Below are 15,521 nucleotides of genomic sequence, written 5' to 3' on the forward strand. Positions count from 1 at the left end.
CCCATCTGCGTACCGGGGAGTACTGGAGTGCGCGAGCCTCTGGGAAACGCGGTTCGCTGCCTCGCTATTCATAGTTGAGCCCGCCACCCTTCTGGGGTGGTGGGCTTTTCGTATTTATTGAGGAGTGGTGACGGTGTGTTGGATTGTGCGTGCGTGTGTTTTTGGGGAGTGGTAACGCTGTGAGGTGGTGTGTCGTGGATTGTGTGTGTTTGTGTTTGGTGAGTGGCGACGCTATCGGAGGACGTGGGGCGGGGGAACGAGACAGTTTCGGGGGAGAGCCTCCGGAGGCGAGACTGGGGGGCCGGGCTAGCGGTGGTGGCCGGGTGTCCGCGGTGTTCCTCGCGTGCGTGTGCTCGGTGGTCGTGGGTAGCGGTCGCTTGCGCGCGGTGGGGGTGGTTGGGGGCGGTTTCGTGAGGGTGTGAGTGGGGACGAAAACCCTTTTCGGCGGTGAGTGCGGAGTGTTGGGTATGGCAGACGAGCACTCTGAGAACGGTGATGAGGCGGAGAGTGAGGATTCTGAAGAGAAGTCGTTCCGCGAGCGCGTCGAGGAGATCCGTGAGCGTCGCGAGGAGGAGGGCGACGAGGAGCGACGTGAGCGGATGGAGGAGATGATGGGCGGTGAGGGTGGTCCTGGCGGGATGGGTGGTGGCATGGGCGGCGGCGGTGGCGGGAATCCGTTCGCGCAGATGATGGGCGGGATGATGGGCGGTGGCGGTCCTGGCGGCGCTGGTCCGGGCGGAATGGGTGGTGGCCCGGGTGCGGGCCCGCAGGAGGATTCGGGGAACGAAGAGCTCGTGCGTGAGGTCCGGCAGATGCGTGACGAGCTGCGTGATCAGACGCGTGCGCTGAAGCGAATCGCGGACGCGCTCGAGGACGACTGAACGGCTGGTTGCGGACGCGTTCTTTGCGAGTATCTCACATGTAGCGGTAGCGCTAGTCTCGTGGGTGCGTTGTCGTTCGTGTCGGACGAGGTCTACGTGACGGCGTCGTAGTGTCGGTGGAGTTCGGTGACGGCGTGTTCGATGCTCACCTGGTCGCGGCGGTCGAGGCAGTTCTGGGCGAGGCGGTCGCGGTCGTCGAGCGTTCGTTCGATGGCGGTCTGGAACGCGTCGACGTCGCCTGGTTCGTAGTGATACCCGGTCTCGCCGTCGTCGATGGTGTCGGCGAGGGCGCCGGCGTCGACGCCGGCGACGGGGGTCCCGCAGGCGTTCGCTTCGAGTGCGACGAGCCCTTGGGTCTCGACGGGCGATGGGAACGCGAAGACGTCGAGGGCGGTGTAGAACGCGGGGAGGTCGTCGCGGTCGAGGAAGCCGAGGAAGCGGACGTCGACGTCGGCGCGGCGAGCGCGGGCTTCGAGGTCGTCGCGGGCGGGGCCGTCGCCGCCGAAGACGACGGTGACGTCGTCCATGCTGTCGGTGGCGTCGATGATGTCTTGGAGGCGTTTCTCGTAGCCGTGCCGGCCGGTGTACCCGACGAGGGTGCCGTCGAGGTCGAAGCGGTCGCGGAAGGTGTCGGCGTCGGCGGGTTGGAACCGGTCGGTGTCGATGCCGTTGGAGACGACGTGGACGGGCGTGCTGACGTCGAGGTCGTCGAGGAGGTGGCGTTTCGTCGGTTCGCTGGGTGTGAGGACGAGGTCGACGTGGTCGTAGTACCAGTGTTCGTAGGTCTCGCTCGCTCTGGAGAGGCTCGAGAGGACGCTGTCGTGCGAGGAGATGTATTCGGCGTATTCGGCGGTCGGTGTGTGGTAGGAGGCGACGAGCGGGAGGTCGTGTTTGTCGGCGTATCGGCGGGCGGCGAGGCCGAGCCCGAACGCGGTGTGGGCGTGGACGACGTCTGCTCTTGGGACGGTCTTGGGGACGCGTGGCGCGCCGACGCGGACGCCGTCGTAGAACGGGAACGGGAGCGAGCGGACGGGGTGTTCGCGTGCGCGCGGCGTGTACTCGTCGGTTCCGGGGTAGACGACGTCCATCTGGCCGTGGTGGTCGTTCCAGTGGTCGCGCCAGGCTTCGATGGTGTACGTGACGCCGTTCACCGTCGGATGGTAGGTGTCGGTGAAGGCGGCGACCCGTGTCATTGTTGGCGAAAGTGTGTTCGGTGGCTTAGTGGCTTCGATAGCGTCTTCGCGCTGTCGGGTGGTGCGCGGTCAGTCGTCGATGACGCGCCGGTACGCGTCGACTAAGCGATTCCCGACGTGGTCGAGGGAGTGCTCTTGCACGGTCTCTCTGGCGTTCTCGCCGAGGCGTTCGCGGAGTCCGGGGTCGTCGTCGAGGCGGTCGAGGGCGTCGGCGAACTCCTCGAAGTCCGAGCAGAGGATGGCGTCCTCGCCGTCGGTGAAGTACTCGCGGAAGACGGGGATGTCGCGGAGGACGCAGGCTTTCCCGCAGGACATCGCTTCGAGGACGACGAGCCCCTGGTTCTCGACCTTCGCGGGGAAGCAGAAGACGTCGCCGGCGCCGTAGGCCATGCGTTTGTCGTCGACCCAGCCGGTGAACGTGACGTTCTCGGGCGGGTTCTCGGTCCACTTGCGCGTGGTCTTGCTGGCTTGCGGGCCGTCGTCGTAGTGCCCGAACCACGCGTAGTCGTGGTCGGTGGCTTCGGCGAGTTCGCAGAACGTCGTGAGGCCTTTGCGTTCGAAGACGTTCCCGACGGCGAAGACGACGGTTCCGTCGAGGTCGTAGCGGTCGCGGGTGGATTCGCGGAAGCGTTCGTGGCCGTCGAGGGTGTCGACGTCGATGCCGTTCGTGATGGGTTCGATGGGGGCGTCGACGGGGTAGGATTCGAGGATGCCTTTCGTGTATTCGCTCGGGCAGAGGACGAGGTCGGCTTGCGAGTAGAAGCGTTCGAGGTAGGCTTTGAGTGCGGGGGCGACGGCGTTCGAGAACCGGAAGCTGTCGCGGAAGTCCTCGGCGGTGACGTGCGTGTGGCAGACGAGCGGGACGTCGTTGGCTTTGGCGTGGCGGGCGAGTGCGAGACTGACGGGGCCGGCCATGTTGAGGTGCGCGACGTCGTAGTCCTCGAAGAACGACTCCTCGAAGGCGAGGTTCGCGAACGCGGCGTCGAGCGGGTTGCCGTCGCGCCAGGGGCTCGTGATGACGTCGACGTCGGCGTCCGCGCGTGCGAGCGCCTTGCGCTGTTGGGCGGCTGCGGTACCCATACCGGACCGGTGGAGCTGAGATTCGAGTTCGAGGTGGTTGAGGACGCGCATCGGTTTGTGGTCGCTGGTCGGTGGTCGCGTGTAGTCTTTCCGGATTGCGCTGCCCGTGTGCGCACGCGACGACGGGGCCGTGGTGGGTGGTCCTGGGCGAGGGTTCGGTTCCCGTGGCGGGTGCGAGGGAGAACGTTTACCCGCGCGAGCGCGGTACTGCGGGTATGAACGTCGCGGCGGAGCGGATCGAGCGGTTGCATGCGCTGGCGCGGGAGGCGACGGTCGCGGGTGAGGAGGCGCGCGCTCGCGAGTACGTGCGGTTGGCGCGACGGCTCGCCGAACGCCAGCGGCTGTCGCTCCCGCGGGACTTCCGGCGGTTCACGTGCGACGATTGCGACGCGTTCCTGCGGCCGGGGCGGAACGCGCGCGTCCGCACTCGCTCGGGGCACGTCGTGGTGACGTGTGAGTGTGGGTCACAGGCGCGGTATCCGTACGGCGAGTGAGGGCTCGCGCGTCCTGAGGGCGGTCTCGGCGGCTGGTTCGGCTAAGGGTTTAAGCCACGTCCGCGTATACGGTATGAGACGACTATGAACGACGAGGAGATGCGCAAGGAGGCGCACGATCTTGACGTGACGGTATGGGTTGGAAAGGCGGGTATCGAGTCGGTGGTCGACGAGCTCTCGGACCAGTTGGAGGCGCGAGACCTAGTGAAGGTGAAGTTCCTGCGAGCGGCGCGCGGTGGGACGTCGACGGACGAGCTCGCGGAGGAGCTCGCGGAGTTGACGAACGCGGAGCTCTTCGAGACGCGGGGGAATACGGGGGTGCTGTATAAGTGATTCCACTGCAGGCAGGTGGCCTGGAGGGGCAGCTCGAGGCCTGGGACGTGCCGTTCTACGACGTCGTCGCGGCGGCGATTCTGTTCGTGGTGGCGTTCGTCGTCGTCGTGGCGCTCGGGCAGGTGGTCGTCCTGCCGCTCGTGGACCGCGTGCTGGACCGGCGGGGGCTGGATCGGCACGCGAAGGTCCCGTTGAAGAAGCTCGTGAACTTCGCGGTGTACTTCGCGGCGCTCGGCGTGGCGTTCGCGTTCGCCGGACTGGGAAACATCCTGACCGCCATCGCGACGATCGGTGCGGCGGCGACGCTCGCGATCGGGTTCGCGATGCAGGACGTGATCGGGAACTTCGTCGCGGGGATCTTCATCTTCACGGACAAGCCGTTCCGCATCGGCGATTGGATCGAGTGGGACGGGAACTCGGGGGTCGTGGAGGACATCAGTCTCCGCGTGTCGCGCGTGCGGACGTTCGATAACGAGCTGTTGACGGTTCCGAACTCGCAGCTCACGGACGGCGTCATCAAGAACCCGGTGGCGAAGGACAAGCTCCGGATGCAGTTCCTGTTCGGTATCGGGTACGACGACGACATCGACGAGGCGACGGACATCATCCTCGAGGAGGCCGAGGCGCACGAGGACGTCCTCGCGGACCCGGAGCCGTCGGTGCGGCTCACGGAGCTCGGTGATTCGTCGGTCGGCCTGAAGTCCCGCGTGTGGATCGCGGACCCGTCGCGGTCTGACTTCGTGAAGACCCGCGGGGAGTACGTGCAGGCGGTCAAGGAGCGGTTCGACGATGCGGGTATCGACATCCCGTATCCGAACCGCGAGCTGTCGGGGACGGTCGACGTCTCCGAGGAAGTGGCGACGGCGGCGGACGACTGACGGCCGTCCGCGATTCCTTTTCTCGATGCGTCGTCAGGCGGCGGTGGCGCGGTCGCGGGGGTTCGCCATGCCGTCCTTGACGCCGCGGTGGACGAGCGCGACGTTGACGGGGTACGCGACGAGGAGGCCGACGGTGAGCGAGAAGGCGAGCGCGCTCCAGAACAGGGGTTCGGTGATGGTGGCGCCCTCGGCGAGGTAGACGTCGGTGCCGATGGCGGCGGCCTCCATGACGGCGATGGAAGGGGTCTCGGTGACGATGGCGTCGCGGAACGCCTCGCCGAACGCGACGCCGTCCTGGGTCATCGGGCCGACGGTGAGGGCGACGCCGAACGTGTACGCGGCCGTGAACGTGACGGCGACGACGCCGATCTGGGGGAGTGCGAGGATGCCGGCGGCGGCGACGACGCCGAGGACCTCGCCGGCGCCGCACCCGGAGTAACAGTGGGCGACCGAGCGCGCGCTCCGCCGCCACAGGGAGTCCCGCTCGATCTGTTTCCGCCCGGCCCACGCGTACACGGCGAGGCCGAGCGGCCCGGAGTACGCGACGGTGAGCGTCCAGACGAACTGCATGAGCGTCGGGATGTCGTCGTTGTTCGCGCGGATGTCGTACCGGAGCGCGCCGAGCGAGGCGAGGACGACGACGGCCCACGCGTACAGCGCGGTCGTGTTCGTGAGGACGTCGCGGAGCAGGGCTTCGACTGGCATGTGGGGCTGTCTCGCTGCCGGCCGGAACTGCGTTTGTGCTAGGCGGCTAGGCTCGCGACCGGGGCGAAGCCGAGCGCGTCGCGGTCACCCGTCGTCTTCGAGGCGGTCCTTGCGGCGTTCGTACTCGTCGTCGTCGATGTCGCCGCGGGCGTACGCGGCGCGGAGTTCGGCGAGCGCGGGGTCGGTGCGGCCGCCGGCGACGACGCGGTAGAGGAGGTAGCCGCCGGCGCCGAGGAGCGCGACGAACGCGAGCTGGGAGGCGATGCCGACGAGCGCGAACCACACGGGGAGGGTTCCGGTGCCGTCGTGCATGGGGCCGCCCCACATCTGGCCGTCCATCGGCATCCCCCACGTCCCACCGCCCATGCCGCCGAACCCGAGCGCGAACGCGACCAGTGGAGCGACGAATAGGACGACGAGGGCGACGACGCCGATGCCGAGCGCTATCTTGGAGTTCCGTCGCATGGTCAGGGGCGGAGGAAGCCGAGGAGTTCGTAGTCGTCGTCGGGGCTGTACCGGCGGAACAGGAGGCTGTTCGCGAGCACGCTCACCGAGGACAGCGCCATCGCGCCGGCGGCGAGCACGGGCTGGAGGAACCCGAGCGAGGCGAGGGGTATCATCGCGGTGTTGTACCCGAGCGCCCAGAACAGGTTCTGTTTGATCTTCGCGAGACTGCCTTCGCTGACGCGGATCGCCTTCAGGACGTCCACGGGGTCGTCCCGCATGAGGGTGACGTCGGCGGCTTCGATGGCGACGTCGGTCCCGGAGCCGATGGCGACGCCGACGAACGCGGTGGCGAGCGCGGGCGCGTCGTTGACGCCGTCGCCGACCATCATCGCTCTGGTACCGTCGGTCTGGATGGCGTCGACGGCGTCTGCCTTCTCGTCGGGGAGGACGCCGGCGCGGACGTTCGCGGGGTCGATGCCGAGGTCGTCGGCGACCGCACGTGCGGTGCGTTCGTTGTCGCCCGTGATCATGTGGACGTCGAGGCCGCGGTCGCGGAGCGCGGCGACGGCGGCCTGAGCCGAGGGTTTGACGGTGTCGGCGTCGGCGAGGACGCCGCGGACGCTGCCGTCGATGGCGACGAGCATCGCGGTCTTCCCGTCGGCTTCGAGGCGTTCGCGGGCGTCGTCGCCCGGCGTCGGGTCGACGTCGTGGTCGCGGAGGAGCGCGGGGTTCCCGACGAGGACGTCGTGGCCGTCGACCGTGGCGCGGACGCCCTTCCCGGCGACGTTCTCGAACGCCTCGGGGTCGACGAGGTCGAGGCCGCGGTCGCGGGCGCCGTCGACGATGGCGTCGGCGAGCGGGTGACTGCTCGCGGACTCGGCGCTCGCGGCGAGCCTGAGGACCGCGTCCTCGTCGAAGCCACTGTCCTCGCGGGCCTCGACCGCGCCACCGTCCGCGCGCGCTCCCGGGTCGTCGAGCGCGACGACGTCGGTGAGCTCCATCTCGCCTTCGGTGAGCGTCCCGGTCTTGTCGAAGACGACCGCGTCGGTGTCCTTGACGCGTTCGAGGACGTCACCGCCCTTGAAGAGAACGCCGTTGCGGGCGCCGATGCTGGTGCCGACCATCGTCGCGGCGGGCGTGGCGAGGCCGAGCGCGCAGGGACACGCGATGAGGACCGCGGAGGCGAACACGACGACGGCGAACTCGAGGACGCCGACGCCGCCCGCGCCGACGGGGCCGCCGCCGACGAGCCCCCACGGGAGAAGCCCGCCGACGAGGTCCGCCATGAACTCGGGCGCGAGCCCCCAGACGAGCGCCCACACCAGGGCGTTGACGATGACCGCGGGCACGAAGTACGCGCTGATGCGGTCAGCGACGTTCTGTATCTCGGGCTGGCGGGACTGCGCGTCCTTGACGGTCTGGACTATCTGCTGGATGGCGGTGTCGGCGCCGACCTTCGTCGCTTCGACGACGAGCACGCCGTTCTCGTTGATGGTGGACCCCACGACCTCGTCCCCGGACTCCTTCGACACGGGGACGGACTCGCCGGTGACCATGGACTCGTCGACCGCGCTCTGGCCGTCGACGACGACGCCGTCGGTCGGTATCTGCTCGCCCGGCTTGACCTTCATGCGGTCGCCGACCGCGACCTCGTCGACGGGGACCTCCTCTTCGGTGCCGTCCTCGCGGACGACGATGGCGGTGTCGGCCTCCATCTGGAGGAGCTCGCGGAGGGCGTCGCCGGCCTGCCCCTTCGAGCGCGCCTCGAGGTAGTTCCCGAGCGTGATGAACACGAGGATGAGCGCGGCCGTGTCGAAGTAGTAGCCGGCGCCCGGGAACCCGAGCAGTCGCGCGACCGAGTAGAGGTACGCGGTCGAGGACCCCAGGGCGATGAGGACGTCCATGTTCGCGGTCCGGTTCCTCACGAGGGCCGTGTAGGAGTTCTCGTAGAACTCCTTCCCGAGCGCGTACTGGACCGGCGTCGCCAAGGCGAACCCGAGCCACTCGAACCGGACGCCGAGGCCGGGAACCGTCTCCGGGAGGAGGTCCGGTGCGAACAGGTGCGCGGCGAGCATCCCGAGGAGCGGGAGCGAGAGCACCGCGCCGAATATCGTGAGGCGCTTCTGGCGTTCGATCTCCTCGCGGCGCGCGACGTCCGCGGCGGACTCCTCGCGCTCGGCGCCCTCGGAGTCGCCGCCGCTGTCGTCGTCGGACGCGTCGCCGTGGCCGTCGCGAACGGGCGAGTAGCCGGCGTCCTCGATGGCGTCGAACAGGGTCGCGCGGTCGACCGCGTCGGGCGCGTACTCGACGGTCGCTTCGTCCGTCGCGTAGTTCACGTCCGCGTCGACCACGCCCGGGACGTCGAGGAGGCGGTCGTGGATGGTGTCGGCGCAGTTCGAACACGACATGTCCGTGACGGCGACCGTGACGGTCTCCGCGACCGGCGTGTACCCGGCCGCTTCGACGGCGTCGTAGATGGCCGCGAGCGACGTCTCGCCGTCGTCGTACGTGACGCTCCCGCCGTCGGTCGCGAAGTTCACGGACGCTTCGACGACGCCGTCGACGTCCTCGACGGCCGACGCGACGGTGTCCGAGCAGTTCGCACAGGACATCCCGGAGACGTCGATGTGAATCGTTCGTTCGGTCATGACTACTAGTACGGGTTCCTCTTTCAACCGGTTTGCTCTTCCCGCCCGTTCGTCGAACCGGCCTCGAACTTAGGAAACGAAAGTCACCTAGCACGGTGGTCGCCGGGCGCCGAGCGCCGTGGCGGTCAGGGACGACCGTTGGAGGCTCGCATCTACGGAGACGGCGTGGGTGTCCTCGCGGTGTCTCGCGCTCGGCCGTTCACAGCTTCTCCAGATGGCGGAATCCAGCGACAGTGTATTGCGGTGGCCGGTCCAACGACAGGTATGCGGTACCTGACGCTCACCTTTCCACGAACGCCAGCGTCGGAGACCGATAACGCGCTGATTCCCGGGCTCGACGTCGACCGCGGCACGCTATGCAACATGAACTACCTCCACGACGGGACGCTCGTGCAACTCTGTCGACTGGAGGCGTCCCGTGACGGCGTCGTCACCGACCTCGAATCGTGGGGTGACGCCCTCTCCTACGACGTCTTCGACACCGAGAACGGTGATCTGTGCGTCTTCGTGCACTCCCGCCCGACACCGGAACTGGCGGAGTTACTGCGGATCGTCGAACGGCATCGACTGCTCGTCGAACTCCCGATCGAACTCGAAGCCGAGAAGGCGACGGTCCGCATCGCAGGCACGTCTGCGGCGCTTCACGACGCGATGGACGACCTCCCCGCCGACGCCACGGCGGACGTTCGCATCGAGCAGCTGGGCGCGTACAACCCGGAGAGAGACGCTGCTCGTTCCGCCCTGACCGCCCGCCAGCGAACCGTCCTCGACGCCGCCGTCGACGTGGGATATTACGCGACGCCACGCACCGCCACCATCGAGGACGTCGCGGCCGCCGCGGGATGCGCCGAGAGCACCGCATCGGAACATCTCCGCAAGATCGAGGCCCGCCTGCTCCCCCGTCTGTCTTAAACGACCAGTCTTCGCCCGCAGTAGGCCGATTGGCCGTGGACACGTCTCTCGACACACGATGGCAACGACGAACCACACCGACACGCCGCCCGGACCGACCGGCTACCCACTCGTCGGCAACACCCTCCAGTTCGCTGGCGACCGACTCGAATTCGTCACCGACACCGCGACCGAGTACGGCCCGGTGGCGTCCTTCGAGCTCGCCGGCAGGACCATCTATCAGGTGAGCGACCCCGAACTCGTCGAGCAGGTCCTCGTTCAGAACAATCAATCCTACATCAAGGGCGAGCTCTTCCAAGAGGCGCTCGGCGACGCGCTCGGCGAGGGGCTGCTCACGAGCGAGGGGTCTGCGTGGCGCGAGCAGCGCCACCGGATGCAACCCGCGTTCCACCCGGGAATGCTCGTACGGTACTCCGAGCAGATGACCGACGGCGTCGTGGACCTGCTCGACACGTGGCGCGACGGCGAGACGCGCGACGTCCACGAGGACATGATGCACCTCACCGTCGAGATCGCCGCCGAGACGCTCTTCGACGTCGACGTCTCCGACGAGAAGGGCGACGTCAGCGACGCGCTCGAAGCCGTGATGGATTACGCCGAACGCCCGTACCATCCGCCCAGTTGGCTCCCGACGCCGGAGAACCGCCGGTATCAGGCCGCCCTCCAGACGCTCGAGGACGTCGCCGACCGCATCGTCGAGAAGCACGACGAGGGCGACGGCAACGACATCGTCTCGATCCTCCTCGCGGCGCAGGGCGAGGACATCACGCGCGAACGCGTTCGCGACGAGATAATCACCATCCTGCTCGCCGGCCACGAGACGACGGCACTGACGCTGACCTACACGCTGCACGCCCTGGGACGCAACCCCGAGCAACGCGCCGAGTTGCAGGCCGAACTCGACGACGTCCTCGACGGTCGGACGCCGACGATGGCCGACCTCGACGACCTCCCCTACACCGAACAGGCCATCCAGGAAGGCATGCGTCTGTATCCACCCGTCTGGGAACTGGTCCGGGAAGCCAGCGAGCCCGACGACCTGGGTGGCTACGAGATTCCGGCCGGGACGACCGTCACGATGCACCCGTGGGTGGTGCACCACGACGACCGCATCTACGACGACCCGATGACCTTCCGCCCGGAACGCTGGACCGACGAGTTCGAGCGGTCGCTCCCGAAGTTCGGCTACTTCCCCTTCGGCGGCGGGCCACGCCGCTGTATCGGCGACCGCTTCGCCATGCTCGAAGCCCGCCTCGTCCTGGCGACCATCGCACAGGAGTGGACCGTCGAACCCCACGACGACCTCTCCTTCGCTCCCTCGATCACCCTGCGGCCCGACGGCCCCGTCGAGATGATCGTCCGCCGTCGCGACTGACTCACTGCAGCGCTTGACGGGAGAGCCCGAAGCATTGCAGCGCTTGACGCTAGAGGGGGAAGGCACGGGGAGTTGGATGCGTGAGTGCCGTCTCTCTCTGTCGTCCCGACGCTGGTGCTGCGCTCGTCGAACACCTCTAGCACCGAGAGAGGGCGAGGGCGGATTTGGCTCCGACAGTCACCGGGCGTCGCTGAGTTCCTCGTACCGGTCGACGAACGCACGCTCGCAGGACGAACAGCAGAAGCGGTAGCTGTCGTCGCCGAGCGTCGCGCTCGTCCCCTCGCTCGTGACGGTATTCCCGCACTCCGCGCACGACACCGCGAAGTCCGTCGCACCCACGGATTGGCGCCACTCCACGTCCGCGAGCAACGTCACGTCCACCGCCTCGAAGTCGCTCGCGTCGAGCACGTCCTCGACCCAGCGGTACGCGTCCGTGCCCGGGAGCGACGCCTGCACGACGACGTCCCCGCTCGCGGTCGTGAACACGTGCTCGACCGCGTCGGACTCGCGGAGCGCGTCCCGCACGGGCTCGCGTCGGCCCGGCGCCACCGTCACGTCGACGAGCACCGGAACGCCCTCCCGGAGCTGCGACCGGTCGACGTCCACGGTGAACCCACGGAGGACGCCCGCCTCCTCCAGCTTCCGGACACGCTCCGAGACCGCCGGCCCCGACCGCCCGACCACGTCGCCGATGTCGCTGTACGCCCGACGTGCGTCGTCGGCGAGCAACTCCAGGATCTCCATGTCGATGTCGTCCAGGTCCCGCATATCGACACCGACGCACCACGGACGGAAACCACTTCGGCCGCCAAAGCTCGCGGGCGCGTTCACTTCGGAATCCAATGCCGTTCCAGCGGTAGCTGCTCGCGTCGCTGCCGCTCGAGAATCGTAGTAGCGGTATGAATGTGGACGCCTGAGGTTGCACGGCGTTCCCGAACGGGGGGTCCCGGTTGCCTCCTCCACCCCGCGACCCGTCGAGCGATCGCTGTCCGGCGGTGGGCTGCTCACTTCCGTGCCTGACCCATTACCACCGACTAACGTCGGGAACGTCGTCCCTGCGGACGACGCCCGACGACCGCCATCCCCGACGGACGAGGCTTCTATGTCAGCTCCCGGGGCCCGTTCGGGTCTGTCCGCACGCGCCCAGGGTTCAGTCCCCCCTGAAGACCATACCGGGGGTAGCGAGCAGGGCCTAACTGCCCGACCTAGTCCACTCCATCGTAACCGCCTCGCCGGTAAGTGCCTTTCGACTCGCTGCGAGAATTCGATGCCGGCGAGGGGTTGCCGTCGATTCCTCGAGGGCCGCCGGTCGGTGTCGGGGTCTCAGGACGCGGGTTCGGGTTTCGGGCGGAGGACGCCGATGGCGTCAGCGAACCAGAGCGCGCCGCCGAGGATGCCGACCGCGGCGGCGAGCAGCACCCAGCGGTGGTACGCGAGCCACGCCGCGGTCGACAGCCCCCCGACGAGCTCGGCGACGCCGCCGAACGCCCACATCGCGGTGAGGAGCACGACCACGAGACCGACGACGAGGGCGACGCCCGCGGCGATATCTGGTGCGGTCCGCCCCTGTCGCCCGGCGCCGAGCACGATGAGTGCGACGAGCGCGAGCACGGCGATGTACGGCGGCCCGACGACGCCGAACTCCGTGTAGTACGTCTGCACGGCACTTCCCGGGACGCCACCCGCGACGTAGGGGACGACCATCGCGGCCGCGTACGCGGCCGCCGACACGACGCCGACCGTCGCCGGCGTTTCCACCTCGACCATACCCGGGAGTCCGCCCCCCACCCCGTTAAGTACCACGTTGTCGACGTGCTCGCGCCGCGGACCGACGATACCCACTCGAGTGCGCGTGAAGGGGAAGGCACTACTGCGTGCGTCGCCTGGCGTCGCGCATGGGACTCGGCTCGACCGCGAAGAAGATCCAGACGCTCGCCGACCGGGCTGAACAGCTGTACGTGAAACTGAAGGAGGTCCACGAGCGCGTCGTCAGCGTCGAGCAGACCGTCGACGACACGCAGGCTCGCGTCCAGGAGCTCGAGAACGCGCTCGAGCACCAGCGTGTCGTCATCGAGGCGCTCGCCGAGGACCGCGGCATCGACGTCGACGCGGTCGTCGCCGAGGCCGCCATCGAGGACGTCGACGACGCGACCGAGGACGCGGCAGCGGAGGAATCGACGGGGGATGCGACGACGGCGACCGACGGGAAATCGGACGTCTGACAGGTCCGCTCTCCGTGCGTTCACGCTCGGTCGTCGCCTTTCGGAATGAGAAGGACATAACACAGCCGGCAACGTTTGCCAACGCGATGACCACGCACCGCGAACCGCTCGACTCGGTGAACGACACCGTCGGCGAGACGCCGCTCGTCCGCGTGCAGGCCTCGCCAGACGACGTGCCCGTGTACGCGAAGCTCGAATCGTTCAATCCCGGCGCGAGCATCAAGGACCGCATCGGGAAGTACATGCTCGAAGCGATGCTCGACGACGGCACGCTCGAACCCGGCGGCACCGTCATCGAACCGACCGCCGGGAACACCGGTATCGGGTTCGCGACCGCTGCGACGCAACTCGACGTCCAGGCGATGTTCGTCGTCCCCGAGCGCTTCAGTCTCGAGAAGCAACAGCTCATGCGCGCTCTCGGCGCCGAAGTCATCAACACGCCGACCGAGGACGGGATGGGTGGCGCGATCGACCGCGCGCACCAGCTCGCGGACGAACTCGACAACGCGGTCGTCCCCCAACAGTTCGAGAACCCGCTGAACGTCGAAGCGCACTACGAGACGACGGGCCCCGAGGTATACGACGCGCTCGACGGCGAGGTCGGCGCGGTCGTCGCCGGCTGCGGAACCGGCGGGACGCTCATGGGGATGGCGAAGTACCTCCGCGACCAGGACGACGACGTCCTCGTCGTCGCCGTCGAACCGCGCGGGTCGATGTACTCCGCGCTCTTCGGCGAGGACCCCGAGGAGGGCGAGTACAAGGTCGAGGGCATCGGGACGCACGACCCGGCGACGAACGAACTGTTCGACCCCGACGTCGTCGACGAACTCCTCTCGTACGACGACCGCGCCGTCCACGAGGAGATGCAGCGTCTCGCCGCCGAGGAGGGCCAGCTCGTCGCGTCGTCCGCCGCCGCGAACAGCCTCGCCGCACGCGAGATAGCGGACCGCATCGCCGCCGGCGACCTCGACGCCCCACACGACTCCGTCGTCACCGTCTTCGCCGACTCCAGCGAACGCTACCTCTCGAAGGGCGTCTATCGCGACTACGAGGAGTGGGAGGGCTGACCGCACCAGCGCAGTGCACCGGGGTGCGGGGTCGACGCGTCGTCAGTCGACGAGCCGCGAGTGCTCGACCTTGACGCACCTGTCCTGCACGAAGCTCCGCCCGGACTCCTCGACGCGCCGCCCGGCGTCCTCGTGCGTGATACCGAGCTGCAGCCACACGGTCGCCACGTCCTCGCGCTCTAGGACCGCGTCCACGATCTCGGGCACCTCGTCGCTGGGCCGGAACACGTCGACGACGTCGATGCGCTGGTCGACGTCCGCGAGCGAATCGACCGCCTCGATACCGAACACCTCGTCCGCGTAGGGATTCACGGGAATCACGTCGTAACCGTGGTCGAGCAGGTACCGCGGCACGTCGTGCGCCGCCTTCCCCGGCGTCGACGAACAGCCGACGACCGCGATAGTCTCCACGTCCAGTGCGTCACGCAACGCCGCATCTGTCGACACGACCATACCGGGAACGACGGCCAGCGACCGCAAAAGGATAGCGCCGTCGAGTGGCTACTCCGCGGTCGGGAACCCAGCGGTCTCGATACGCCGGGTGCCGTCCTCGTCGTCGCTCACCTCGACGACCGCGTCGAACAGCTGCTTGAGCGTGTTCATCGTCTGGTCGTCGTGCGCCGTCGAATCGATGACGTACACGCCCAGCCCGTCCGCGCTCTGCACGCGTCCCGTGAACACGTGCATGAACCGGAACACCGTCTGGAGGTCTGAGTACATCAACAGCGTCGATATCGAATGCAGGAGGATACGGTTCCGTTCGTGCCCGCGGACCTGATAGAACTCCTCGAGGAACTCCGAGAGCTTGATCCCGATTCCAGTCATGTCCACCGGCGAGGACGCGTACTTGACGCGCGGGTCCTCTCGAACGCTCCCGACCCCTCGTTGCTTCGTCACGCAATCCACGACCCCGACGTCGACGTCCTCGACGTCGCCGACGAACCCGGCGTAATCCTCGAGGACCTTCTCCGCGTCGTCCTTCGTCGTCACCACTATCGACCCTTCCCCGGCCCGAGCCCCGGTCGCCAGCACGTCGAACGCGATGTCGCGCTTACCCGTCAATGGCGGGCCGGCGACGAGAAGGTTCGTGCCAGCCGGCAAAGGAGCGTCCGATAGTTCCTCTGGAAGTTCGTACATGGCGAATGATCGTCGCAGCGGACGTCGCCCCCAACCACGGCGCGCCCACGGCGTTTCGGTTGATAAGAGAATACAGTATGCAGCATATAGAAGTTTTGATTGGGCCACTTGGACCACTGACAGGTGGCGTGGTTCGGAGCGCTCGAACC

At 67.9% G+C, this 15,521-nt stretch carries 17 protein-coding genes and 1 other RNA gene; 8 read left to right on the top strand and 10 right to left on the bottom strand.

Going from position 1 to position 15,521, the window contains the following annotated elements:
* The first annotated feature begins 467 nt into the window (after positions 1–467).
* Complete coding sequence (locus tag SM754_RS17055; protein WP_323677372.1) at positions 468–881, top strand: hypothetical protein; 414 nt, start codon at positions 468–470, stop codon at positions 879–881.
* Positions 882–973: 92 nt separating this feature from the next.
* Here the strand turns inward: SM754_RS17055 and SM754_RS17060 are convergent, their stop codons facing one another.
* Both SM754_RS17060 and SM754_RS17065 read right to left on the bottom strand, forming a co-directional pair.
* Positions 974–2,074: a glycosyltransferase gene (locus SM754_RS17060; protein ID WP_323677373.1), complete on the bottom strand. Its 1,101-nt coding sequence runs from the start codon at positions 2,072–2,074 to the stop codon at positions 974–976.
* 69 nt (positions 2,075–2,143) lie between these two features.
* On the bottom strand, positions 2,144–3,205 hold the full coding sequence (locus SM754_RS17065; RefSeq protein ID WP_323677374.1) for a glycosyltransferase family 4 protein: 1,062 nt from the start codon (positions 3,203–3,205) through the stop codon (positions 2,144–2,146).
* 164 nt (positions 3,206–3,369) lie between these two features.
* Here SM754_RS17065 and SM754_RS17070 point away from each other — a divergent pair, with 164 nt between their 5' ends.
* From SM754_RS17070 to SM754_RS17080, 3 genes are all read left to right on the top strand, one after another.
* Positions 3,370–3,648 (top strand): ribonuclease P protein component 4, encoded by a 279-nt coding sequence (locus SM754_RS17070; protein WP_323677375.1) that lies wholly within the window; start codon positions 3,370–3,372, stop codon positions 3,646–3,648.
* An 84-nt stretch (positions 3,649–3,732) separates the two neighbouring features.
* Complete coding sequence (locus SM754_RS17075; protein WP_323677376.1) at positions 3,733–3,981, top strand: YhbY family RNA-binding protein; 249 nt, start codon at positions 3,733–3,735, stop codon at positions 3,979–3,981.
* Positions 3,982–3,986: 5 nt separating this feature from the next.
* Positions 3,987–4,859 carry a mechanosensitive ion channel family protein gene (locus SM754_RS17080; protein WP_323677446.1) on the top strand — a complete coding sequence of 291 codons (873 nt, stop codon included), beginning with the start codon at positions 3,987–3,989 and terminating at the stop codon, positions 4,857–4,859.
* Between the two features lie 33 nt (positions 4,860–4,892).
* On the opposite strand, the gene SM754_RS17085 is transcribed toward SM754_RS17080, so the two are convergent.
* From SM754_RS17085 to SM754_RS17095, 3 genes are all read right to left on the bottom strand, one after another.
* Positions 4,893–5,564 (bottom strand): DUF4396 domain-containing protein, encoded by a 672-nt coding sequence (locus SM754_RS17085; RefSeq protein WP_323677377.1) that lies wholly within the window; start codon positions 5,562–5,564, stop codon positions 4,893–4,895.
* 84 nt (positions 5,565–5,648) lie between these two features.
* Positions 5,649–6,029 carry an SHOCT domain-containing protein gene (locus SM754_RS17090; protein ID WP_323677378.1) on the bottom strand — a complete coding sequence of 127 codons (381 nt, stop codon included), beginning with the start codon at positions 6,027–6,029 and terminating at the stop codon, positions 5,649–5,651.
* A 2-nt stretch (positions 6,030–6,031) separates the two neighbouring features.
* Entirely contained in the window at positions 6,032–8,659 is a 2,628-nt protein-coding gene (locus SM754_RS17095) for a heavy metal translocating P-type ATPase (RefSeq protein WP_323677379.1), read from the bottom strand.
* Positions 8,660–8,923: 264 nt separating this feature from the next.
* On the opposite strand from SM754_RS17095, the gene SM754_RS17100 reads away from it, so the two are divergent.
* Positions 8,924–9,571, top strand: a complete 648-nt coding sequence (locus tag SM754_RS17100) for a helix-turn-helix domain-containing protein (RefSeq protein WP_323677380.1) — start codon at positions 8,924–8,926, stop codon at positions 9,569–9,571.
* Positions 9,572–9,629: 58 nt separating this feature from the next.
* Positions 9,630–10,946 carry a cytochrome P450 gene (locus SM754_RS17105; protein ID WP_323677381.1) on the top strand — a complete coding sequence of 439 codons (1,317 nt, stop codon included), beginning with the start codon at positions 9,630–9,632 and terminating at the stop codon, positions 10,944–10,946.
* A gap of 177 nt (positions 10,947–11,123) precedes the next feature.
* On the opposite strand, the gene SM754_RS17110 is transcribed toward SM754_RS17105, so the two are convergent.
* The 3 genes from SM754_RS17110 to SM754_RS17120 all read right to left on the bottom strand — a co-directional run bounded on the left by SM754_RS17110 (position 11,124) and on the right by SM754_RS17120 (position 12,713).
* On the bottom strand, positions 11,124–11,714 hold the full coding sequence (locus SM754_RS17110; RefSeq protein ID WP_323677382.1) for an AsnC family transcriptional regulator: 591 nt from the start codon (positions 11,712–11,714) through the stop codon (positions 11,124–11,126).
* Positions 11,715–11,849: 135 nt separating this feature from the next.
* An RNA gene (gene ffs, locus SM754_RS17115) (signal recognition particle sRNA) lies at positions 11,850–12,162 on the bottom strand.
* A gap of 107 nt (positions 12,163–12,269) precedes the next feature.
* Positions 12,270–12,713: a DUF7548 family protein gene (locus SM754_RS17120; RefSeq protein ID WP_323677383.1), complete on the bottom strand. Its 444-nt coding sequence runs from the start codon at positions 12,711–12,713 to the stop codon at positions 12,270–12,272.
* A gap of 128 nt (positions 12,714–12,841) precedes the next feature.
* Here SM754_RS17120 and SM754_RS17125 point away from each other — a divergent pair, with 128 nt between their 5' ends.
* A complete protein-coding gene (locus SM754_RS17125) occupies positions 12,842–13,168 on the top strand; it encodes a DUF5798 family protein (RefSeq protein ID WP_323677384.1) in 327 nt (108 codons plus the stop codon).
* Between the two features lie 86 nt (positions 13,169–13,254).
* On the top strand, positions 13,255–14,235 hold the full coding sequence (locus tag SM754_RS17130) for a PLP-dependent cysteine synthase family protein (protein ID WP_323677385.1): 981 nt from the start codon (positions 13,255–13,257) through the stop codon (positions 14,233–14,235).
* A 42-nt stretch (positions 14,236–14,277) separates the two neighbouring features.
* Here the strand turns inward: SM754_RS17130 and SM754_RS17135 are convergent, their stop codons facing one another.
* Together SM754_RS17135 and SM754_RS17140 are read right to left on the bottom strand one after the other, a co-directional pair.
* Positions 14,278–14,688 (bottom strand): CoA-binding protein, encoded by a 411-nt coding sequence (locus tag SM754_RS17135; protein ID WP_323677386.1) that lies wholly within the window; start codon positions 14,686–14,688, stop codon positions 14,278–14,280.
* Positions 14,689–14,736: 48 nt separating this feature from the next.
* Positions 14,737–15,372 carry an RAD55 family ATPase gene (locus SM754_RS17140; protein WP_323677387.1) on the bottom strand — a complete coding sequence of 212 codons (636 nt, stop codon included), beginning with the start codon at positions 15,370–15,372 and terminating at the stop codon, positions 14,737–14,739.
* Positions 15,373–15,521: the final 149 nt, after the last annotated feature.

Source organism: Halorubellus amylolyticus, from assembly GCF_034808145.1.
In the GTDB taxonomy this organism is placed as follows: domain Archaea; phylum Halobacteriota; class Halobacteria; order Halobacteriales; family Natrialbaceae; genus Halorubellus.